Annotated in this window: 17 protein-coding genes; 15 read left to right on the top strand and 2 right to left on the bottom strand. The window is 37.4% G+C overall.

What is annotated here, in order from left to right:
• The first annotated feature begins 24 nt into the window (after window positions 1-24).
• The 5 genes from nrdF (at window position 25) to ACWPWK_RS15090 (ending at window position 5732) form a co-directional block, all read left to right on the top strand.
• Window positions 25-993 carry a class 1b ribonucleoside-diphosphate reductase subunit beta gene (gene nrdF, locus ACWPWK_RS15110; RefSeq protein WP_109374071.1) on the top strand — a complete coding sequence of 323 codons (969 nt, stop codon included), beginning with the start codon at window positions 25-27 and terminating at the stop codon, window positions 991-993.
• A 622-nt stretch (window positions 994-1615) separates the two neighbouring features.
• Window positions 1616-2815 carry a glycine betaine/L-proline ABC transporter ATP-binding protein ProV gene (gene proV, locus ACWPWK_RS15105; protein ID WP_109374070.1) on the top strand — a complete coding sequence of 400 codons (1200 nt, stop codon included), beginning with the start codon at window positions 1616-1618 and terminating at the stop codon, window positions 2813-2815.
• The gene (proW, locus tag ACWPWK_RS15100; protein ID WP_109374069.1) at window positions 2808-3968 is read left to right on the top strand and encodes a glycine betaine/L-proline ABC transporter permease ProW; all 1161 of its coding nucleotides are present in this window, start codon (window positions 2808-2810) and stop codon (window positions 3966-3968) included. Before proV ends, proW begins: the two co-directional genes overlap by 8 nt.
• A gap of 134 nt (window positions 3969-4102) precedes the next feature.
• Window positions 4103-5098 carry a glycine betaine/L-proline ABC transporter substrate-binding protein ProX gene (proX, locus tag ACWPWK_RS15095; protein WP_454209185.1) on the top strand — a complete coding sequence of 332 codons (996 nt, stop codon included), beginning with the start codon at window positions 4103-4105 and terminating at the stop codon, window positions 5096-5098.
• A 283-nt stretch (window positions 5099-5381) separates the two neighbouring features.
• Window positions 5382-5732 carry a ribonuclease G gene (locus ACWPWK_RS15090; protein WP_109374067.1) on the top strand — a complete coding sequence of 117 codons (351 nt, stop codon included), beginning with the start codon at window positions 5382-5384 and terminating at the stop codon, window positions 5730-5732.
• Between the two features lie 105 nt (window positions 5733-5837).
• On the opposite strand, the gene ACWPWK_RS15085 is transcribed toward ACWPWK_RS15090, so the two are convergent.
• On the bottom strand, window positions 5838-8171 hold the full coding sequence (locus ACWPWK_RS15085; protein WP_109374066.1) for a TonB-dependent hemoglobin/transferrin/lactoferrin family receptor: 2334 nt from the start codon (window positions 8169-8171) through the stop codon (window positions 5838-5840).
• Window positions 8172-8719: 548 nt separating this feature from the next.
• Between ACWPWK_RS15085 and ACWPWK_RS15080 the strand changes: the two genes are divergently transcribed.
• The 8 genes from ACWPWK_RS15080 (at window position 8720) to emrB (ending at window position 18272) form a co-directional block, all read left to right on the top strand.
• Window positions 8720-9355 carry a CDP-alcohol phosphatidyltransferase family protein gene (locus ACWPWK_RS15080; protein ID WP_109374065.1) on the top strand — a complete coding sequence of 212 codons (636 nt, stop codon included), beginning with the start codon at window positions 8720-8722 and terminating at the stop codon, window positions 9353-9355.
• The gene (locus ACWPWK_RS15075) at window positions 9352-11121 is read left to right on the top strand and encodes a bifunctional alpha/beta hydrolase/class I SAM-dependent methyltransferase (RefSeq protein WP_109374064.1); all 1770 of its coding nucleotides are present in this window, start codon (window positions 9352-9354) and stop codon (window positions 11119-11121) included. The genes ACWPWK_RS15080 and ACWPWK_RS15075 overlap by 4 nt, the downstream gene beginning before the upstream one ends.
• Window positions 11122-11225: 104 nt before the next feature.
• Window positions 11226-12557, top strand: coding sequence for a phosphatase PAP2/dual specificity phosphatase family protein (locus ACWPWK_RS15070; protein ID WP_109374063.1), 1332 nt, complete (start codon window positions 11226-11228; stop codon window positions 12555-12557).
• A 10-nt stretch (window positions 12558-12567) separates the two neighbouring features.
• On the top strand, window positions 12568-12975 hold the full coding sequence (locus ACWPWK_RS15065; protein ID WP_160230057.1) for a hypothetical protein: 408 nt from the start codon (window positions 12568-12570) through the stop codon (window positions 12973-12975).
• A 166-nt stretch (window positions 12976-13141) separates the two neighbouring features.
• Window positions 13142-14350 carry an MFS transporter gene (locus tag ACWPWK_RS15060; RefSeq protein ID WP_109374061.1) on the top strand — a complete coding sequence of 403 codons (1209 nt, stop codon included), beginning with the start codon at window positions 13142-13144 and terminating at the stop codon, window positions 14348-14350.
• Between the two features lie 490 nt (window positions 14351-14840).
• Window positions 14841-15368 (top strand): transcriptional repressor MprA, encoded by a 528-nt coding sequence (mprA, locus tag ACWPWK_RS15055; RefSeq protein WP_075671530.1) that lies wholly within the window; start codon window positions 14841-14843, stop codon window positions 15366-15368.
• Between the two features lie 192 nt (window positions 15369-15560).
• Window positions 15561-16739 carry a multidrug efflux MFS transporter periplasmic adaptor subunit EmrA gene (emrA, locus tag ACWPWK_RS15050; protein ID WP_109374059.1) on the top strand — a complete coding sequence of 393 codons (1179 nt, stop codon included), beginning with the start codon at window positions 15561-15563 and terminating at the stop codon, window positions 16737-16739.
• A 15-nt stretch (window positions 16740-16754) separates the two neighbouring features.
• Window positions 16755-18272 carry a multidrug efflux MFS transporter permease subunit EmrB gene (gene emrB / locus ACWPWK_RS15045; RefSeq protein ID WP_109374058.1) on the top strand — a complete coding sequence of 506 codons (1518 nt, stop codon included), beginning with the start codon at window positions 16755-16757 and terminating at the stop codon, window positions 18270-18272.
• Window positions 18273-18367: 95 nt separating this feature from the next.
• On the opposite strand, the gene ACWPWK_RS15040 is transcribed toward emrB, so the two are convergent.
• A complete protein-coding gene (locus tag ACWPWK_RS15040; protein WP_109374057.1) occupies window positions 18368-19531 on the bottom strand; it encodes a tRNA/rRNA methyltransferase in 1164 nt (387 codons plus the stop codon).
• A gap of 231 nt (window positions 19532-19762) precedes the next feature.
• Between ACWPWK_RS15040 and ACWPWK_RS15035 the strand changes: the two genes are divergently transcribed.
• On the top strand, window positions 19763-20464 hold the full coding sequence (locus ACWPWK_RS15035; RefSeq protein ID WP_109374107.1) for a tRNA-uridine aminocarboxypropyltransferase: 702 nt from the start codon (window positions 19763-19765) through the stop codon (window positions 20462-20464).
• A gap of 28 nt (window positions 20465-20492) precedes the next feature.
• On the top strand, window positions 20493-23162 hold the full coding sequence (locus tag ACWPWK_RS15030) for a bifunctional acetate--CoA ligase family protein/GNAT family N-acetyltransferase (RefSeq protein WP_109374056.1): 2670 nt from the start codon (window positions 20493-20495) through the stop codon (window positions 23160-23162).
• Window positions 23163-23228 lie beyond the last annotated feature (66 nt).

Below are 23228 nucleotides of genomic sequence, written 5' to 3'. Positions count from 1 at the left end.
TAATAACAATAAGGAGAACATAGCATGTCATCACCTTTATTAAGCCACGTTAATGCGATTAACTGGAATCGCATTGAAGATGAAAAAGATTTAGAAGTTTGGAACCGTTTAACCATGAATTTTTGGTTACCTGAAAAAATTCCACTCTCTAATGATATTCCCTCATGGAACACGCTGACTCAAGCTGAAAAAAAACTGACGATCCGTGTTTTCACAGGGCTAACTTTGCTTGATACGATCCAAAACACCGTAGGCGCACCTACTTTAATGCCTGATGCACTCACGCCTCATGAAGAAGCAGTATTATCTAATATCTGTTTTATGGAAGCGGTTCATGCTCGCTCTTACAGTTCGATATTTTCTACACTCTGCTTAACAACCGATGTCGATGAGGCATACCGTTGGAGTGAGGAAAATCCTTACTTACAAAAGAAAGCAGAAATTATTTTGCGTTATTATCAAGATAAAGATCCTTTAAAGAAAAAAATCGCCAGCGTCTTTTTAGAATCCTTTTTATTTTATTCAGGATTCTATTTACCAATGTATTGGTCAAGCCGAGGAAAATTAACCAATACAGCCGATTTAATTCGTCTTATTATTAGGGATGAAGCCGTTCATGGTTATTACATTGGCTACAAATTTCAAAATCAGTTATTAAATAAATCAGAATTAGAAAAACAAGATATTAAAGATTTTGCTTTCTCATTATTATTAGATTTATATGACAATGAAGTGAAATATACCGAAGATCTTTACGACACTGTAGGTTGGACAGAAGATGTCAAAAAATTTCTTCATTATAATGCAAATAAAGCATTAATGAATTTAGGGTATGAAGCTTTATTCCCAGATGAAATAACTGATGTCAGTCCTGCAATTCTTTCTTCATTATCACCAGATGCAAATGAAAATCACGATTTCTTCTCTGGTTCAGGTTCATCTTATGTTATTGGAAAAACCATTAACACGGAAGACGATGATTGGGATTTTTAAGGTTTATTAGCCTAGTTGAAGTTAAGATAAATAACACAATGCATTCAATTTAATTATGTATCACATATAAAACATAATACACTGAAAAATATAGACTATTTTTTGGTGTATTTTTATTTGTTCACTAAACAATCTAATTGATTGATTTTTGCCGTTCAATATTGTCAAAAAATCAATTTTTTTCGAATGATTTTAGCTTATATTGAGTAGATAGCGCTTATTATAGGGTAACAAATATTAATTTAACTAATGTATTGTGATTTTTTTTCATTTAATTTTCATCTCTTTTCCCCTTCTATTCCGATATTGAGTCTCCATTTTTATTGAGATCCTAATCAAAATAATAATATCTCTAAAAACAAAGTTATTTCAGTTAGTTAGAAGATAATATCTCTTTTAATAAATTTTATTTATTTCACTTTATTTAATTATTAATCATATTAAAAATAAAGAAAATACAGCCAAATTATTTAATTAATTATAATTAACATAGGGTTGTCAGACTCAATCATTATGGTAGGGTATTTCCCTTACTAAAAATCTTATTTAGGAAAATAACAACCCTTATATATTAATATTTAATTTATTCCTTTCAATATTTAAATAGGAAACACTATATTGCATGGCAATTAAACTCGAAGTAAAAAATCTCTACAAGGTATTTGGCGAGCACCCTAAACGCGCTTTTGAATTATTAGAATCAGGTATGAATAAAGATCAGATTTTTGATAAAACAGGGCTTACGGTGGGCGTTCAAAATGCAAATCTGGCAATTGAAGAAGGCGAAATATTTGTCATCATGGGTTTATCTGGTTCAGGTAAATCCACTCTAGTCCGCCTTCTCAATCGTCTGATCTCTCCGACAAAGGGAGAGGTGCTTATTGATGGTGAAAATATTGCCACCATGTCAGATAAAGAATTACGACAAGTTCGTCGTAAAAAAATCAGTATGGTGTTTCAATCATTTGCATTGATGCCTCATATGAATGTGCTTGATAACACTGCATTTGGAATGGATCTCGCGGGGTTAAGCAAAGACGAGCGTTATAAAAAAGCGATGGATGCCTTAGAGCAAGTCAACTTGGGTAGTTACGCAAACTCTTGGCCTGATGAGCTTTCTGGTGGGATGCGTCAACGTATCGGCCTTGCACGTGCGCTTGCTAATGATCCTGATATTTTGTTAATGGATGAAGCTTTTTCAGCACTTGATCCGTTAATTCGTACTGAAATGCAAGATGAGTTATTGAGCTTACAAGGCGATAAGCAGCGAACCATTGTATTTATCTCTCATGATTTGGATGAAGCGATGCGTATTGGTGATCGAATTGCCATTATGCAAGGTGGCGTTGTTGTCCAAACGGGAACACCAGATGAGATACTCAACAATCCAGCAAATGATTATGTGCGCACGTTTTTCCGTGGTGTTGATATTAGTCACGTATTTAGTGCAAAAGATATAGCCAAACGTCGCCCAGAAACCTTACTGCATGTTGCACCTGGTTTTGGTCCTCGCTCTGCATTAAAAGTGCTCGAAGATGAAGATAGAAACTTTGGCTATCTCATTGAACGAGGAAGAAAATTTGTTGGTATTGTTTCCGTTATGTCTCTTGAAGAGGCGCTGAAGAATAAACAACCTATTGAGTCAGCTATTTTACCTGAGCCTTGTGCCATTAATGGTGATACACCGTTAAACGAGCTGATTTCAACGGTTGCACAATCTCCCTGTGCAATTCCTGTTATTGATGAAAAAAACCGTTATATCGGCTTAATTTCTAAAGGAATGTTACTACAAGCACTGGATAAGGAGACGCCAAATGAGTAATACAACAGATCAAAATACAGCTTTGGATACAAAGATCCAAGAGACTGCGACAAACGAAACTGCACAAGAGACAACCAATCACGTAAATGATGATCCTTGGGCAACAACAGACACCAGTACAACAGACGTCGATCCGTGGGGTGCAGGAAGTGGTACTGAAAATATTGACACCTCATCCGCTGGCAGTGATTGGCTAGATGCCGCACCGACGGATGTCGCACCCGATTCATTCAATCTCATGGACCCATTTCACAATACGCTGATCCCATTAGATTCATGGGTTACCGAAGCGATTGACTGGATTGTGTTGCACTTTCGCCCTGTTTTCCAAGGTATTCGTGTACCGGTTGATTTGGTATTAAGTGGTTTTGAAAATTTCTTAACCTCAATGCCAGCACCTATCGCCATTATTCTGTTTTCTCTGATTGCATGGCAACTTTCAGGCAAAGTCATGGGTGCTGCTTCTTTTATCTCATTAATATTAATTGGTGCGATTGGTGCTTGGTCTGAAGCGATGGTTACCCTTGCATTGGTACTCACTTCATTACTGTTTTGTCTTATTATCGGGCTCCCATTAGGAATATGGTTAGCTAACAGTGATAGAGCATCCAAAATTGTTCGGCCTTTACTGGATGCAATGCAGACAACACCTGCGTTTGTCTACTTAGTACCTATTGTCATGCTGTTTGGTATTGGTAACGTACCCGGCGTTGTGGTCACCATTATTTTTGCCTTACCTCCTATTGTGAGATTGACTATTTTAGGGATCAAACAAGTTCCTGAAGATTTAATTGAAGCAGCACAATCATTTGGTGCAAATCCTCGTCAAATGCTGTTTAAAGTGCAATTGCCACTCGCCATGCCAACGATTATGGCTGGTGTAAACCAAACACTGATGTTAGCACTTTCAATGGTTGTTATTGCATCAATGATAGCCGTTGGTGGATTAGGTCAAATGGTATTACGCGGTATAGGTCGCCTTGATATGGGACTTGCTGCCGTAGGAGGTGCAGGTATTGTTATCCTCGCCATTATTCTTGACCGATTAACACAATCTTTAGGTCAAAACAGCCGTCATAAAGGCAATCGATGCTGGTATATGACAGGACCTATCGGTTTAATTTGTCGACTCTTTGGCAAAAAAGCATCGTAATAAATATTTTCACTATTTATTAAAAATCAGTATCAAAAATCAATAAAGAACAACACGTTCAATCAATACAAGAAATAGAGGCGACAGTTCGCTGTCGCTATTTATCTCTTACCATCACAACAGAAGGAAAAACTATGCGTAATCCAGTTATCTGGGCAACAGTATTGTCCGCCACACTGATAAGCACCCAGTTATCCGCTGCTGATTTACCTGGAAAAGGGATTTCGGTTCAACCCGTGCAAAGTACGATTTCTGAAGAAACCTTTCAAACTTTAATCGTCAATAAAGCACTAGAACAATTAGGTTACACTGTTCAGCCAATTAAAGAAGTTGACTATAACGTTGCTTATTCCTCTATCGCCAATGGTGATGCAACTTTTATGGCAGTCAGTTGGGTTCCTCTTCATAATTCACAATATGCAGCGGCAGGAGGTGATAATACCTTTTATCGTAAAGGGGATTATGTCGTTAATGCAGCTCAAGGTTACTTGATTGATAAAAAAACAGCAGAGAAATATAACATTACGAATATTGAGCAATTAAAAGATCCTAAAATTGCCAAATTATTTGATGCCAATGGTGATGGCAAAGCTGATTTAACAGGTTGTAATCCGGGATGGGGTTGTGAAGAAGCGATCAACAACCACTTAAAAGCCTATGGATTAGAAAAATCTGTTACACATAACCAAGGCAATTACGCGGCAATGATGGCAGATACCATTACTCGCTATAAAGAAGGCAAACCCATTTTTTATTACACATGGACGCCTTACTGGATAAGTGATGTATTAAAACCGGATAAAGATGTTGTTTGGTTACAAGTCCCCTTCTCTTCGTTACCAGGTGATGATAAAACCGATACCACATTAGCAAATGGTAAAAACTACGGCTTTCCACCAAGTACTATGCATATTGCAGCAAATAAAAAATGGGCTGAAGAAAATCCCGCTGCGGCAAAACTCTTTGAAGTCATGAAAGTGTCTGTTGCCGATATTAATGCGCAAAACTTGCGTATGCATAATGGTCAAAAATCACAAGCAGATATTGAACGTCATGCTAATGCATGGATCAAAGCACATCAAAAAACCTTTGATGGTTGGATTGAACAAGCTCAGGCTGCTGTAAAGTAATCAATAAATAATCTTAAATTAAGATTATCACAAAACAGGTCACATTATTGTGGCCTGTTTTTATTTATAAAAAACTAAAATTACATGTAATTAGGCAAAACGAGTTTATATAAAAATTAAAAGATCTTAATACAACTTTATTATTAAGATTATTCTTTTTATTAATGGCAAAGATATACCTGTCTTTCATTCTCTCATTTATTCAATTATGATTATTCCTTTCTCCAGTTGCCATTTTGGCATTTTCATTTTTATATTTATTATTTTAAATAAGGAATAAACTGTGTCTTACACTAACAAACCAGTACCTGAAGAAATTAAACGTTGGAACTGGGGTGCTTTCATGTTTAATATTATTTGGGGTTTTGGTAATAAATCTTATCTTCCATTATTAGTACTTGTTCCTTTACTTAATCTTGTTTGGATCTTTGTCTGTGGTATTAAAGGGAATGAATGGGCTTGGAAAAATGGTGATTACGATTCTGTTGAAACCTTTATGAAAGTGCAAGAAACATGGAACAGAGCGGGCTTTATTTACTTTATTATTAGTATCATTATGGCTGTTCTTTTCTTTATTTTCTTCTTCACTACCATGATGGCAATGATTGCAACTTCTGCATCACACGGTTATTAATTCAATATCTTGAGTATTGAATTCTAAATGACAATAAACCCCATAATATCTATGGGGTTTATTTGTTTAAGTGACCAAAGGCCGCGGTTTTTATTTTCAGTAATATTAGAAACGTTTTACCACAGTAAATCGATAATCACGTCCTACACCTGAAACTGATTCACCTAAATAAGGGTAATAATCACGGTTAAATAAATTTGCGACCGTAAAACGAACCTCAGTATTATCTATAAAAGAAGGTTCCCAATTCGCAAATAAACCGTGGATTGCATAACCTTTACTTTTTGGTAATGACCAATAGCCAGCATCAGGATCAGCATCCATTGGCGAGCGGCGTTGAGCGCCAATAAAATCGCCCGTCCATCCCATATTGACATTAATACTTGGTACTTTTACGCCAAGGGTGGCATGTAAAGCGTCAGGCTGGATCTCTGCAATCCATGTTTTTTGACCAAACCACGGATCACGCGGTGATTGGTCACGTTTTCCTTTCATTGTTGAATACGCTAAACGACCGAATACATTAGGGCTATTATAAAAGGCTTCAATTTCCAACCCTTGAATATGGTAACCTGGTAAATTACGGTAATTACCTATTGAAGGCGGACAATTTCCATTATGCCCATCCACTTTTTGGCTTTCACAATAGACACCACGGCGGCGGAAGATTTCGTCTTTACCACGAGTATCAAACAGTGTTGTTCTTAATTGCAGTTGGTCTTCTTGCTGAATAACACTTTCAAAGTCTGCAATTGCACCAATTCGTGCAGCTCTTACTGTTTCTTTATCTAGGTGGCGACTTGTTCCCGTTAAGCTAGAAACACTTCCTTGAACTTCATACTGCTCATCAATCAATGGCGCTCGCCATGTATAGGTTAGATCACCAAAGAATCTGAAATTCTGATTCATTTTCCATAATAAACCTAAGTGAGGCGTTGCCCCGCTATAAGTCACATCCGAATAATCATGGCCATAATAGGGATCCGGATCTTGATAAGTGATAGCTCGGCTTCCTTTGCCTTTATTTTTAACGATATCGTAGCGAACGCCTGGTGTTATCGTCAGGTTTCTATAACTCATCGAATCTTGAAGATAGAAACTGGTTGTCGTTTGCGTACCTTCTGGCATATAAGGAGGCGCATAATATCCATAGTTGTAATTTGGATTCTTAGCTTTATCACGAGTAAACATTAAGACATCACGATCATTACGATGCCAACGTGTTCCCACTAATACTTTATGCTCTAAAGCACCTTGCATAATAGTGCTTTCATTTTTAATTTCAATTTGATGATTTCGATAATCTACCCAACTTTGATTCCCCATACTGCTGCTAAAATAGGAGCTTGCTGTCTCTGGGCGACTATCGTTTTGCTTAGTTTTTGAATAACCGTAGGTAAGCGTTAAATTAATTAGATCAGAATCAATTGGCTGAATATTCCATTTCACACTGAAGGTGTCATCTTTTTGATCACGATAAACTAATTTACGTTTCATCGCCGCATCAAAGCCATATTTATCCACTTCAGCTTGGCTAGGTTTAGCTAATTCATCCCGTTTAGCCGCCCAAGGTGTCCAACCATCACTTTCTGATCGTGATGCTGATAACGTTAATGTTTGTGCTTCAGTTAAATAGATATTCGTTTTAATTAAAAAAGAATCTTGGTCTGACTGTGAATAGCCAAATTTAGTTCCATCAGGGCGTCGCAGATCATCACTTTCACGACGGTTAAAATAGAATAATCCGTCAGCTTGACCATCAAGTAATTTGCCATATACCGCACCACTATAACGATTTTGTCTGTCGTTAGTATGATGTCCGTATTTTAAAAACATCCCAATATTCTGATCGGGTAATAATAAGTCATCGGGATCTTTGGTTTCAATTCTCACTGAACCACCAAATCCGCCATTTCCTTGAGTAATATTATGAGGCCCTTTATCAACATCAATACGACGTATTAATTCAGGATCAATAAAAATTGAACCTTGGCGATATTTCTCAAAGGTTTTAGGTGTACCATCAAGGGTGATTTTAATATCTTCAGGATTACCCATCCCCCAGATATTTAATGTTTGACCGCCTGGCCTTGGTGAGCCCGATGATGAAATTCCGGGTAATTTATCCACCAGCTCTGCAATATTATTAGGCTGAATTCTGTCGATATCTTTTAATGTCAGAACGGTACTTCCTGCATCAACACTCGAATTGAGCTCACCTGATACATAGATAGGTTCAAGAATAATCTTTTCACTCGATTTTGGTTGTACAGGACTCTCCGACTTTATGGATGTTGTTATTTCTGGTTTTACACTTTCAGTTGCATAGCTATTTAACGAAGTGAGTGAAGTCAATAATAATGCAATCGCTGATGACGAAAATGAAAATATCCCAATTCCCTGACGATAAGCATCATTTTTTGCTAAGAAATGGATCATAATAGTAGTATCTTTTTGTATGGTTATTAGTTTGATAGATGGTTAGAGCTGTAACTAACAGCGCTAATTATGATAATGATAATAATTATCATTATCTAGTTTTTTTGCATTTATCACTCAATACAGATAACTACTCTATTGATACACTCTTGTTAGATTTAAATTTTATCTAAAATGATATTTTTAATAAATTAAACTAATTTCATTAGTTACTATAAGGTATTTGATATTCCTTATTTCATTCCTCTCATTTTATTCTCTAATTATAATTACTAACATATTACTAAAGAAAATTTAATCATTATTAAAATAAAAAGAATAAAATAGACACGGAACAGTCTGATAATTACAATTATGCGTATCTTATTTTCCCTTTTTTAAGGCGCTAAATAATTATTAATTCAAGTAAATTTCAGATATTAGTTTTATGTTTAAATCTTAAATAAATTAAACCATTGAAATAAAGATATTCAATGGGATAAAAATCAGCTAATAATAAAATAATAATTTTGAGGTAATATACGCACTTTTGAACACAAGGATGCGTCATGACAATTTATGACCTAAAACCAAAATTTCAATCTCTATTGCGCCCTTATGTAGAACAGTTATTCACAAAAGGGATCACCGCAAATCAGGTCACGCTCTCTGCTTTACTGTTATCCATTGCCGTTGGTGGGTTACTTTTACTTTATCCTTCCCCTCGTTTATTTTTATTACTCCCTTTTGTCCTCTTTTTTCGTATGGCGCTTAATGCCATAGATGGCATGCTTGCACGAGAACATAATCAAAAAAGTGCGCTTGGGGCGATATTAAACGAAGCCAGCGATGTTATTTCAGACATTGCACTCTATCTACCTTTTGCTTTTATTTTTCCACAAGCCTACTGGTGGATCATGCTGGCACTTTTTTTAATGATAATGACTGAGTTCTTAGGTGTTCTAGCCCAAACTATTAATGCTTCTCGTCGTTATGATGGCCCGATGGGAAAAAGTGATAGAGCCTTTATTTTTGGTACTATCGCATTTTTTATCGGATTATTCCCCTCACTGACATTATCAGAAAGCACACATTATCTTTTTATTATTATTAATTTATTACTTTTGTTGACTTGTTATCACCGAATTCATCGCGCACTAAAAGAAGCAACGATGACAGATAAAGATAAGGATACATCGTTATGAATCAACAGCCGCAATATCAAACTCAAAGGAATATGATTGAGTCTGAATTTACCACCAGCGATAAGACACCGTTGTATTATCGTCATTGGCCTGCTCAAATTACCACTGAGCCAAAAGCAATTATTTTATTTCACCGAGGACATGAGCACTCAGGTCGTGTTGCTCATCTCGTTGATGAGTTAGATCTTCCTGATTTTTCAATGTTTGCTTGGGATGCCCGTGGGCATGGTAAAAATGAAGGTGCTCGCGGTTATAGCCCATCAATGGGAACATCAATAAAAGATATAGACGAATTCGTTCATTACGTTTCTTCTAACTATAGTATTCCAATGGAGAATATTCTGGTTGTTGGTCAAAGTGTAGGTGCTGTTTTAGTTACCGGTTGGGTACACGATTACGCCCCAAAAATTCGCGGCATGGTGTTAGCTTCTCCTGCATTTAAAGTGAAATTATATGTTCCTTTTGCACGTACAGGTCTTGCCTTAATGCAAAAAGTTCGCGGGCTTTTTTATGTTAATTCGTATGTGAAAGCGAAATACCTAACCCATGACCAAAGTCGTATCGACTCTTTTAACCAAGACTCACTAATCACTCGCCCTATTGCTGTCAATATTTTATTAGAGCTTTATAAAACAGCAGATCGTGTTGTTGAAGATGCAAACGCGATTACTTTACCAACACAGTTATTTATTTCAGGCAATGATCATGTCGTTCACGCCAAGCCTCAACATCTTTTCTATGAACGTTTAAACACATCAATCAAAGAAAAACATGTCCTGCCGGGTTTTTACCACGATACCTTAGGTGAGAAAGATAGAGTTATCCCTATCAATAAAATGCGCAGTTTTATTGAAAAATTATTTGCACAACCACTTTATCAACATGATTACCAGCATGAAGATACTTGGAGCCATAGTGCAGATGTTTATCGCTCATTACAAACCCCTCTTCCTACATATTGTCCAAAAAGACTTTATTACAAAATACTTAGCCGTTCTATGAGCACTTTAGGTAAAGCATCTGAAGGTGTTGCTCTGGGTTACGATAAAGGTTTTGATTCTGGATCAACTCTAGATTATGTCTATCGTAATCAACCGCAGGGAAAAGGCTTATTTGGTCGTGTCGTTGATAGACAATATTTAAATAGTATTGGTTGGCAAGGTATTCGCCAACGAAAAATTAATATTGAAAATACAATTCGTTATGCCATTCGCCAATTAATACAAAATAATATGCCTGTGCATATTATGGATATCGCCGCAGGACAAGGTCGCTATCTTTTTGATGCTGTTAATGATTATGGTAAGGTCGATTCGATTTTAATGCGCGATTATAGCGCTATTAACGTTGAACAAGGCAGAATGGTGATTAAAGAACGTCACTTAGAAGATAAAGTGCGTTTTGAAGAAGGTAACGCGTTTGATGCAGAAAGCTTGAGTACTATTTCGCCTTCACCAACGTTAGGTATTGTCAGCGGGCTCTATGAATTATTCCCTGAAAATCATCTGTTAAAAGAGTCTTTAAAAGGGCTATCGCAAGCCATACCAAGTGGCGGTTTATTAATTTATACCTGTCAACCTTGGCACCCCCAACTTGAAATGATTGCGCGTGTATTACCGAGTCACCAAAATGGACAACCTTGGATCATGCGTTGCCGTAGTCAAGGTGAAATGGATGCTTTAGTTAATGAAGCTGGTTTTGAGAAGTTAGATCAACAAATTGATCATTGGGGTATTTTCAGTGTATCAATAGCAAAACGTCGCTAACGGAATGCACCATCAATAACTGAGCTATCGCTATATGGCAACATATAGCGATAGTTTTAAGTTGTTGTAAAAATAGAAACATAAACAAAGAAAGGAATTTTAGTATGGGTGGAACCCAACACACTCAAATAACATCATCGAGAAAAAATATCTGGCTTGCTGGTATTGTATGGCAGTTGTTTCTTGCCCCATTTTTCTATTTAACTTATATGCAAGTTAACACTTACACTTCCACTTTATCTGATGTTCCTTCTTTTGTTTATTCGTGGGAAAAAGCGATCCCTTTTTTACCTTGGACAATCATTCCTTATTGGAGTGTGAATATTGCCTATGGTATTTCACTGATTATTTGTACAACATTGAGAGAACAATTTATACATGGACTACGTTTAATTGTGGCCTCTCTTATTGCTTGTGCTGGTTTTTTATTATTTCCTTTAAAATTTAGTTTTATTCGCCCAACAACAGAAGGATTTTCTGGTTGGTTATTTACCCAATTAGAAGGTTTTGATTTACCTTATAATCAAGCCCCTTCTTTGCACATTATCTTATTGTGGATACTTTGGTTACGTTTTCGCGCACATACGCCTAAATCATGGCAATGGTTTTTAAATTTATGGTCATTGCTTATTGCTGTTTCTGTACTGACAACATGGCAGCATCACTTTATTGATATTATTACAGGCTTTGGTGTTGGCGTATTTATCTGTTATTTATTGCCAATAAATTCACGTTGGAAATGGCATTTTACTGGCAGCAAACGCAGTTTACGTATTGGTAAAAACTATGCATTATCAGCAATGGTGTTCTACCTGTTATCTTTTGGTTTACAAGGTTTCTTTTGGGTTTTTCTCTGGCCTGCAATCACATTAACTTTTGTGACTTTAGGTTATTTAGGGGCTGGAGCTTCTATTTTTCAAAAAAATGCACAGGGTGAAATTCCCCTTTCTGCACAGATAATCCTATTACCTTATCGCTTTTTTGCTTGGTGTACTTATCGCTATTATTTAACTCGCTGCCAAACACCCAGTTTAGTAACCGAAGGTATTTTATTAGGTGGACGCCCACTTTATAAATTAAAAGCGAATGCAGTTTTTGATTTAACCTGTGAATGGCCAAGAAACAAATTTAGCCAAAATCAGCTTTATCTAGCCCAACCTCAAATCGATTTATTACCATTATCTCCTGATGATATCAGCAAAGCCATGTTGTCTATGGAACAACTTAGCCAAGTAGGTACTGTTTATATTCATTGCAAATTAGGCTATTCACGCAGTGCAACCATTGCGGTTGCATGGCTCGTTTACAATGGCACAGTAGATACTTTGGAAGACGCAATAAAACAGGTGTATCAAACACGCCCTCAAGTGATTTTAAATTCAGAAACACAAGAGGCATTACAAATTTGGTATTCACGTTTCCAACAAAATAGATAACGAGGCAACTATGCTGACAACAAAAACTAGTGGTAAAGTCATTGTGTCTTTAACTCGAAGTTGGCGCTATTTACTGCTGTTATCACTGTTACCTTATATAAGCACATTACCTGTATTTAGCCTTCATTTTCACAATAAATTGGCTTTCTTTGTTGCTTCTCTTTTATTTTTATTTACGCAATATCATCTTTTTCGTTTATGGCTTGATAGCCATTTTTTTCAAGCTCTTTATCGTTATCAAGACGATGTTAGTTTTGATGAAAGTCTCTCTATATTATTTCCTAAACGTCCCCAAAAACAGACTATGGAAGCCCGTTGGCTAGGGACTAAACGCCTATTTTCTTTTGCCGTTATTGGCGTTTCAATTCAATGGATATGGTGTTTGGCTATGCTCTTTTTTACACTTTTCAGTTATTAACAAGCAAAATCTAATATTTATTTATCATATAAAACAATATGTTATAGAAATAGATTCTAAGGGTTTGTATCAAATTAATTGAACATTTCTATCACAGTAATTCTTTTCTCAAAAAAATGACTCATGTTACTATCATTTACCTTACAAATGATTTGTTACGAGTATTATGGAAAACACCGCACCACAAACATCGCTAAGCAAAGGTCTTATTTTACTTATGGCGGTTGCCACAGGTATGGTTGTTGCCAGTAACTATTACGCACAACCTCTACTTGATTCAATCGCAAACTATTTCCACATATCTGCTACTTTGGCTGGATTTATTGTCACCACCGCACAATTAAGTTATGCCATAGGGTTAATGTTATTAGTGCCTCTTGGCGATATTTTTGAACGTCGCTCACTCATTATTACCATGACATTAATTTCAGCAAGTGGCCTATTAATTACCGCCATGGCATCTAATATTTGGGTGATGTTAATAGGAACTGCACTCTCAGGCATGTTCTCCGTTGTAGCTCAAATTCTTGTTCCTTTTGCTGCAACGCTTGCCGCGCCACATCAACGTGGAAAGGCTGTCGGAACGATTATGAGTGGCCTTTTACTCGGGATCTTACTGGCGAGAACCGCATCTGGGTTAATGGCGTCATTTACTAATTGGCAGGGTATTTTCTGGATAGCCAGTATTTTTCTGGCGATGTTAGCCATCACCTTATGGCGCTGTTTACCCACTTATAAAAGTGAAACCAACTTAAATTATTTCCAATTGCTAGGTTCTATTTTCAAATTATTTGCAACAACTCCCGTATTAAGAACTCGCTCATTAGTTGGTGCTCTTATTTTTGCTCACTTTGGTTTATTGTGGACCTCAATGGCCTTTTTATTGGCTTCTGATCCTTTTAATTACTCGGATGCCGTGATTGGTTTATTTGGTCTTGTAGGTGCCGCAGGTGCATTAATGGCGGGTAAAGCGGGTGTATTAGTAGATAAAGGAAAAGGCAAGAAAACCACCACAGTAGGATTAATCATCCTCTTTCTTTCTTGGGGTTTTATCATTGTTGCACCTTATTATCACTGGGTTGGGCTCATCAGCTTTATTATTGGCGTTGTCCTGCTAGACTTAGCTGTTCAGGGTGTTCATGTCACCAATCAGAGCACCATATACCGTATTTTACCTGATGCTAGAAACCGCCTGACTGCCGCTTATATGACAAGTTATTTTATTGGTGGTGCGCTAGGATCTTTACTATCAGGTTATGCTTATCATCAATATGGATGGACAGGTGTTTCTATCGCCGGATTAGTCATTGGTGTTATCGGTCTGATTGTTTGGTTTTTAGGTTATAAAAATGATCCAATAATCCACGCCGAATAATTTTTAGACCCAAGGATGGGTTATATTATTTCTTCAACCCCCGCTAATCAGAATAAAATGTGAATGTTTTAACAGCGTGATTACTATTAATGTATATCATCATCCCATTCTTTATTAAGAAAATTATATCAATCCACCCAATAAAGCACTGTATAAATAATTTCATTTCGATACTATCTACATAACAACCATTGATAGTGATAATAAATTTATTACGTGTTTTATCGTAAAAAATGATCCCTTTTTTCGCAAATAGACTACTATTCATTGTCAGATAAGTGATAAATTGATTTTATTAACTTATTGCAAAGAGATAAGTACCTATCTTTTTTTTGTGTTATCATTCAGAAAATTTATGAATCAGGTAACATAATCAAAAAAATATAGTGACTATAAATAATAAAAATTGCTAAATTGTGTGTTTAATATACTATTTAACATGTTGATAACAAAATTATCCTAATTTTCGAAACTAACAAGGTGTCTAAAAATGGAAAGCTCATTTACGCCAACAGAAGAATTACTAAACACTCGCGCTACACAACAGAAATCGCTTAACAAAGATATTCCTTATCAAGAAATTTTGTTAACTCGCCTTTCTATGCATGTTCAAAGCAAACTTCTTGAAAGTCGTAATAATATGTTGAAGTCTCAAGGTATTAACGAGACATTATTTATGGCACTAATGATTTTAGATACGACAGAAAATCGTAGTATTCAACCATCAGAATTAAGTGCAGCTTTGGGCTCTTCAAGAACAAATGCAACCCGTATTGCTGATGAACTTGAAAAGCAAGGTTGGATTGAACGTCGTGAAAGTCATAATGACCGCCGTTGTTTACATCTCCATTTAACTGATGCAGGTGAAGAGTTTTTAAATAGCTTATTACCACCGCAGCATCAGTGTTTAAAACAAATCTGGTCTGTATTAGATCAATCCGAACAAAGACAGCTTGAAACGCTAATGCGTAAGTTATTATTACAATTAGATACTTTGGCTGAAAAAGATTGTGAATAAGTTGCATAATAAATAGTTTTATTGATCTAATCCTATTTACGACATAAATCGGCAAACATACTTACCCATTAGCATTTATAATTTACCTTCACGCTAATAATTATTCTAAGATTGACTTTATAATTATGTTTCCAGTTTTAATACTGGAAACATATCTAATGATGTTTTTCTGGTTTTATGGAGATCTTCTAAATGAGTGTTAATGAGGAAAATACCCCCCCTCAGGCTCCCATTCGCAATAAAAAACGAACTCGCCGAAATGTTCTACTGTTGCTAACTATCCTATTTATTGTTGCTGGCGCAGCTTATACAGCTTATTGGTTTTTGGTGCTAAGACATCATGAAACAACAGATAATGCTTATGTGACTGGCAATCAAATCATGGTGATGCCACAGATTTCTGGTTCTGTTACCACCGTTTATGTGGATAACACTGATTTTGTAAAAGCAGGTGAACCCTTAGTTTTATTAGATTCAAGTGATGAAAAACTGGCATTAGAAAAAGCAAAAACAGCATTAGCTAATAGTGTTCGCCAAATGCATCAGCAAATCATCAACGGCCGTCAATTAAAAGCAAACATCGTTTTACGCGAAACAGAGCTCACTAAATTACAGAATGATCTTCGTCGCCGTGAAGTTTTAGGCGAACGCAATGTTATTGGTAAAGAAGAACTTCAACATGCCAGAGAAGCTGTTTCTACTGCAAGAGCGGCTTTAGAAGTTGCAAGAGAGCAATATAATGCTAATCAGGCAATTATATTAAATACACCAATTGCAAAACAACCCTCTGTTTTACAAGCATCAACTGATGTTCGTAATGCATGGCTTGCCTTAGAACGTACTAAAATTTTAAGCCCAACAGATGGCTATGTTTCACGTCGTAGCGTTCAAGTTGGCGCACAAGTCTCACCAGGTAAACCGTTAATGGCCGTTGTTCCTGTAACAGGTATGTGGATTGATGCCAATTTTAAAGAAACCCAGCTCGCCAATATGCGTATTGGCCAACCAGCAAAAATCACAACTGATTTTTATGGCAAAAAAGTCATTTATCACGGTACGGTATTAGGTTTAGATATGGGAACAGGGAGTGCTTTCTCATTATTACCTGCGCAAAATGCCAGTGGTAACTGGATAAAAGTCGTTCAACGTTTACCCGTTCGTATTTCATTAGATGAAAAAGAATTAGCGGAAAAACCACTACGTATTGGTCTTTCTTCTGAAGTGACTGTCGATACGATTAACCTTGATGGAAAAGTATTATCACACAGCGAACGCCAAACACCTGCTTACCATACTGATGCTTTAACAATTGATATGTCAGAGATTAATAAACTGATCAATGAAATCATTGAACAAAATGCAGGACAATAAAGGCGAGGTGTAAAGGTGATCAAAGAGCCATTACAAGGAGGAAAACTTGCTTTAATGACCATCGCCCTTGCGTTGGCAACCTTTATGCAAGTTCTCGATTCTACAATCGCTAACGTAGCCATTCCAACTATTGCAGGAAACTTAGGTGCCTCTAACTCACAGGGGACTTGGGTTATTACCTCTTTTGGTGTGGCGAATGCTATTTCTATTCCAATTACAGGTTGGTTAGCAAAACGTATTGGTGAAGTTCGACTCTTTATGTGGTCAACGGCACTTTTTGCGTTAACCTCTTGGCTTTGTGGTATTTCGCAAAGTCTTGAAATGCTTATTTTCTTTCGAGTGCTTCAAGGTTTAGTAGCTGGACCACTTATTCCTTTGTCACAAAGTTTGTTATTGAATAACTATCCACCAGCAAAACGAAATATGGCGCTTGCACTATGGTCAGTGACTATTGTTGTTGCACCGATTTTAGGCCCTATCTTAGGTGGTTACATCAGCGATAACTATCATTGGGGATGGATATTCTTTATTAACGTTCCATTTGGTGTGTTGATTATTATGTGTATATCAAACACCTTATCTGGGCGCGAAACAAAAACTGAAATTAAACCAATAGATACCATTGGCCTTGTTTTACTCGTCGTGGGTATAGGCGCTTTGCAAATCATGCTCGATCAGGGGAAAGAGCTGGATTGGTTTAATTCGACAGAAATTATAGTCCTCACTATTGTGGCGGTGGTCGCACTTAGCTTCTTAATTGTTTGGGAGTTAACAGACGATCATCCAGTGATAGATCTTTCACTCTTTAAGAGTCGAAACTTTACCATTGGTTGCGTCACACTCAGCCTCGCCTATATGATCTATTTTGGTACTATTGTTTTACTGCCACTACTTTTACAAGAAGTCTTTGGCTATACAGCAACATGGGCTGGATTAGCATCAGCATCCGTAGGTTTATTGCCTTTAATTATCACACCAATTATAGGTAAGTTTGGTGGTAAAGTGGATTTACGTTATATCATCAGCTTTAGCTTTATTATGTTTTCTGTGTGTTTTTATTGGCGAGCTTATACCTTCGAACCAGGAATGGACTTTGCCACTGTGGCATGGCCACAATTCTGGCAAGGTTTAGCAGTTGCGTGTTTCTTTATGCCATTAACGACAATGACATTATCTGGGTTACCACCAGAAAAAATGGCATCAGCATCAAGTCTTTCGAACTTCTTAAGAACATTGGCAGGGGCAATTGGCGCATCGTTAACCACAACAATTTGGACACAAAGAGAATCACTTCACCATGAAACCTTTGTAGAAAAAATTAATCCACTCGATCCTGATTCGCAAATGGCGTACCAACAAATGAATGATCTTGGTCTTTCAAATGAACAAGCGTCAGCGTATTTAGCTAAGACTATTACAGAACAGGGATTGATTATTTCAGCCAATGAAATTTTTTGGTTAGCTGCAGGTATTTTTCTTATCATGATGATTGTGGTCTGGTTTGCTAAACCGCCATTCTCACCAGGAAAATAATGCTATTAGCGTAGATCTTATAAATAAAAATCCCGCTTAAAAAGCATAATGCTTAAGCGGGATTTTTTATATTATTCTTTAAAGCAATAAAGCGATTAGCCTTGGTGCTGACGCCACCATTCTGCTAATAACACACCAGAAGCCACTGAGACGTTTAAGCTTTCAACGTGCCCAGTACCACCGATGTAAATGCTCATATCACCTTGATTTAATGTGTTTTCACTTAAGCCATCTTTCTCTTGACCTAAGATCAGTACCATTTTCGCTGGTAACTGTGCTTTTGATAATGGCACACTGCCTTTATGGCTTGATGTTGCCACCAGCGTATAACCCGCTTTTTTAAATTTATCTAAAGTTTGAGCAAAGTTATCAGCATCAATACCTTGGATATATTCAGCACCACCTTCTGCGGTACGAACAGCAGCACCAGATTCTAATACAGCGGAATCAGGAGAGATAACCCCTTTCACACCAAAGTGCGCACAACTACGCATAATTGCACCGACGTTATGTGGATTTCCCACATCTTCAAGTGCTAAAACACAATCATGTTCAGGTGCATCTTTCAAATAGGTTTCTGCATCATGACCAACACGTTTTTTAATTAAGAAGCATACGCCACCATGGTGATCGGTACGAGCGGCTTTGACCATCTCTTCTTCTTCAACAACATGATAGGCTTTACGATTTGCAGCCATCCATTTTAGTGCATCACGAAAACGTGGTGTCACATCTTGTAAAAACCAAGCGCGAACAATGGCATCAGGACGATTTTTAAACATAGCCTGACACGCATTTTCACCATAAATGCGCGTTTCTTCTAAACGTTGGCGGCGCAACTGTTCAGGATCGATTTGGCTCTTACCAGTAATGCCATCGTGCTCTTTAATTGCCTCTTCGCCAGCGGGGCGAGAAACTGTTTTCCATGGAGAAAAACTTCCGCCTTCGCTATCACGAGAAGGTTTTGATTCATTACGTGATGCGCCACGCCCTGAAGGCTTACCTGCACCGCGGTCATCACGACGAGAAAATTTGTTATCACCACGTCTGTTATCGCGATTTTTATCGTCGCGGTTATCACCACGTCTATTATCACGATTTTTGTCGTCACGGTTATCACCGCGTTTGTTATCACGGCTATCACCACGACCATTTTCAGGACGGCGGGATGGTTTTTTAGGTTTATTATCGGCATTGTCCTCACTACGGACATACATTACTTTTACCTTGCCGTTTTTACCTTCATAAGAATCGTTCATTTGTCTCTCCAACTGCAATAGGGGCGCAGATTACATGATAGTTTAGCAACTGTCACCGAGAGAATCACGCACAGGAATCGATAAACTAATCAGGATCAATTGATAATTAACTCCATCTCATACATAACCAATATATCAGTATGATTTTTATGATAAAAACATACTGAATAGTTTGTTTGTTTTGAACATGATAATATTCGATTCTTTTTTATGAGTATTGGTCAATCTGTTATGCGTGACAATGCAGTATTTCGACTTCGTCAATATCGACTTTCGATTTCGACTCGCCCTTTTAAAGCACGAGGTTTTCGTACAAAACGTTGCTCTTTTTGCTTATTACCTGAAAAACAATGTCTTTGTGACACGATTGTCAATCAACCTGCAAAAAGCCAATTTTGTTTATTGATGTATGATACCGAAGTGATGAAGCCAAGTAATACGGGGAAATTAATTGCCGATGTATTGCCAAACACGCAGGCTTTTTTATGGTCCCGAACCGCTCCAGAACAAGCCTTGCTTGATCTAATCAATACACCAGATAGGCAAGCTTATGTTGTCTTCCCTGAAAGCTATGCGTCAAATGAACGTGTTGTATACAACCAACTCCCTGCAAATAGCAAACCACCTTTGTTTATTCTCCTTGATGGCACTTGGAGTGAAGCACGCAAAATGTTTCGCAAAAGCCCTTATCTCAATTCATTACCCCTTTTTTCTTTAAATGAGGCAAGTAAATGTGAGTACATACTTCGCCAAGCAGCAAGGGAAGATCAACATTGTACAGCAGAAGTTGCAGCTTCTATTTTAGAGAATGTCGGCGATATTCAAGCCTCACAACAACTTTTTTCTCATTTTAGTTACTTTCGTCAACAATATTTACTTGGAAAACCAGACCGGAGTCAGGCAAAAGAAGATCAAATCAGCTACATTGAATAGCAGTTGATAATGAAACTCTGGAGTGGATATGAGCCAACGAGGTCTTGAAGCACTATTACGTCCTAAATCTATTGCGGTGATCGGTGCCTCTGAAAAATTAGGTCGAGCAGGAACCACCATGATGAAAAATTTGCTCAGTGGTGGATTTAATGGCCCAGTATTTCCGATTAATCCTTCTCGTGGCTCTGTCTCTGGTGTTTTCACTTATCCTTCTATTGATAAATTGCCTCAAGTTCCTGATCTCGCGATTATTTGTACACATCATCGCCGCAACCTTGAGTTACTAAAACAATTAGGTGGATCTGGTTGCAAAACCGTGATTGTGCTTTCTGCACAACCTGAACAATTTCAGCCAATAAAATTACTTTGTCAGCAATATCATATCCGTTTACTTGGCCCAAATAGTTTGGGGCTTTTAGCACCGTGGCAAGGTTTAAATGCCAGCTTTTCACCTCTTCCAGTTAAAAAAGGAAAGTTAGCTTTTATTTCGCAATCAGCGGCTGTCGCCAACACGATTTTAGATTGGGCTTATTATCGTAATATCGGCTTTTCCTATTTTATTGCGCTAGGTGATAATCAAGATATCCAAGTCGATGACTTATTAGATTTTCTGGCAAGAGACAGTAAAACCAGTGCTATTTTATTGCATCTCGAACATATAAAAGATGCACGACGATTTATGTCAGCATCTCGTAGTGCTTCGCGTAATAAACCCATTCTGGTGATAAAAAGTGGTCGTACTCAAAAAGCTCAACTGTTATTGGGCGATACACCTAGTTATGACGTGGCTTATGATGCCGCTTTTCAACGTGCGGGTTTATTACGAGTACAAGATACCCATGAGATGTTTTCTGCCGTTGAAACACTTAGCTATATGACGCCTTTAAAAGGCGAAAGATTAATGATTATGAGTAATGGCTCTGCACCTGCTGCAATGGCAGTTGATGAGCTATTTTTGCATTCAGGAAAGCTCGCACAACTTACAGATGAAACAAAACAAAAACTACAAAGTGTTATTCAAGAAGAAAATGCCATTCGCAACCCGCTAAACTTAGGTGATGATACAACGGTTGAACGTTATATTTTGGCATTGAATTGTTTGTTAGATAGCCATGATCACGATGCTTTACTCCTTATTCACACACCGAGTGCCATTGCTCCTAGCATTGAAACTGCGCAACGAGTCATAGAAGCCATCAATAAACATCCTCGACGTAAATGGCTTACCGTTTTCACTAACTGGGGGGGAGAGTATTCCTCTCAGCAATCACGCAAATTATTTAGTGAAGCAGGAATTCCAACCTATCGAACACCTGAAGGTGCCGTCACCGCATTTATGCATATGGTGGAGTATCGCCGTAACCAGAAGCAGTTAAAAGAGACACCGGCATTACCTTTAGATGTCAAAATGAATACGCAACAAGCACATCGTTGCATTGAAGAGGCATTAAAAAATAAGCAATATCGATTAGACACACACCAAGTTCAGCCAATTATGGAAGCTTACGGCTTTAATACTCTTCCTACTTGGATTGCCCATAATGCACAAGAAGCTGTCAATATTGCTGAAAAGATTGGTTATCCTGTTGCGCTGAAATTGCGTTCTCCTGATATCCCTCATAAGTCCGAAGTACAAGGTGTTATGCTTTATCTTCGAGACAGTACAGAAGTATCATCAGCAGCTCATGCTATTATAGAGCGTGTTACAGAACTCTACCCTCAAGCACAAATTCAGGGTTTATTGGTGCAAAGTATGGCGAATAGAGCTGGCTCTCAAGAACTACGAGTCGCAATCGAGCAAGATCCTATTTTTGGTCCATTAATTGTATTAGGTGAAGGGGGAGTTGAGTGGCAAATAGAAACTAAAGCTGCAGTTGCTTTACCACCTCTTAATATGGCGCTTGCCCGTTATCTAGTTATTAATGCGATAAAAAGCGGAAAAATACAGCCTAGAAGCGCTTTACAGCCTCTAAATATATTAAGTCTAAGCCATTTTTTGGTGCAGGTTTCTCACTTACTTTTAGATTGTCCACAAATTGTCAGATTGGATATTCATCCTCTACTGGCTTCAGGTAATGATTTTACGCTACTCGATGTCGCGATGGAGTTAGCGCCTCTACAAGGCGATCCTCATCAAAGGCTCTCTATTCGCCCTTATCCCAATGAATTAGAAGAAACCTTCTTTCTAAGAGATAACAATCCTTGCTTTATCCGCCCTATTTTGCCGGAAGATGAACCGTTACTTAAAACCTTTATAAACCAAGTAACAAAAGAAGATCTTTATTATCGCTATTTTAGTGAGATCAGTGAGTTTACGCATGACGATCTCGCGAATATGACCCAAATTGACTACGATCGAGAAATGGCTTTTGTTGCAATCCGAAATCCAGAAGATCGGCCTGAAATCATTGGTGTTGCCCGTGCAATGGCAGATCCGGATAATCAGCATGCAGAATTTGCTATTCTTGTGCGTTCTGATTTAAAAGGAAATACTTTAGGTCATCAACTTATGACTAAACTTATCAACTATACTAGAGAACATGGCATTAAACGTTTGACCGCGATAACCATGCCTGAGAATCGCAATATGATAAGTTTAGCGAAAAAACTAGGATTTTCTGTTGAAGTACAATTTGATGAAGGAATAGTCAATCTTGATTTACAGCTTGGAACATCAAAAGATAGCCCAACGCTATAATCATAAGAGAAAGTTTCTTTATGTGATTGTTCACGCATCCTTTGATAAATTAGCTATATATGATGA

This window comes from Proteus sp. Marseille-Q3619 (genome assembly GCF_965283115.1).
The sequence above is the reverse complement of the archived record's forward strand: the minus strand, read 5'-3'. Positions and strand labels throughout refer to the sequence as shown.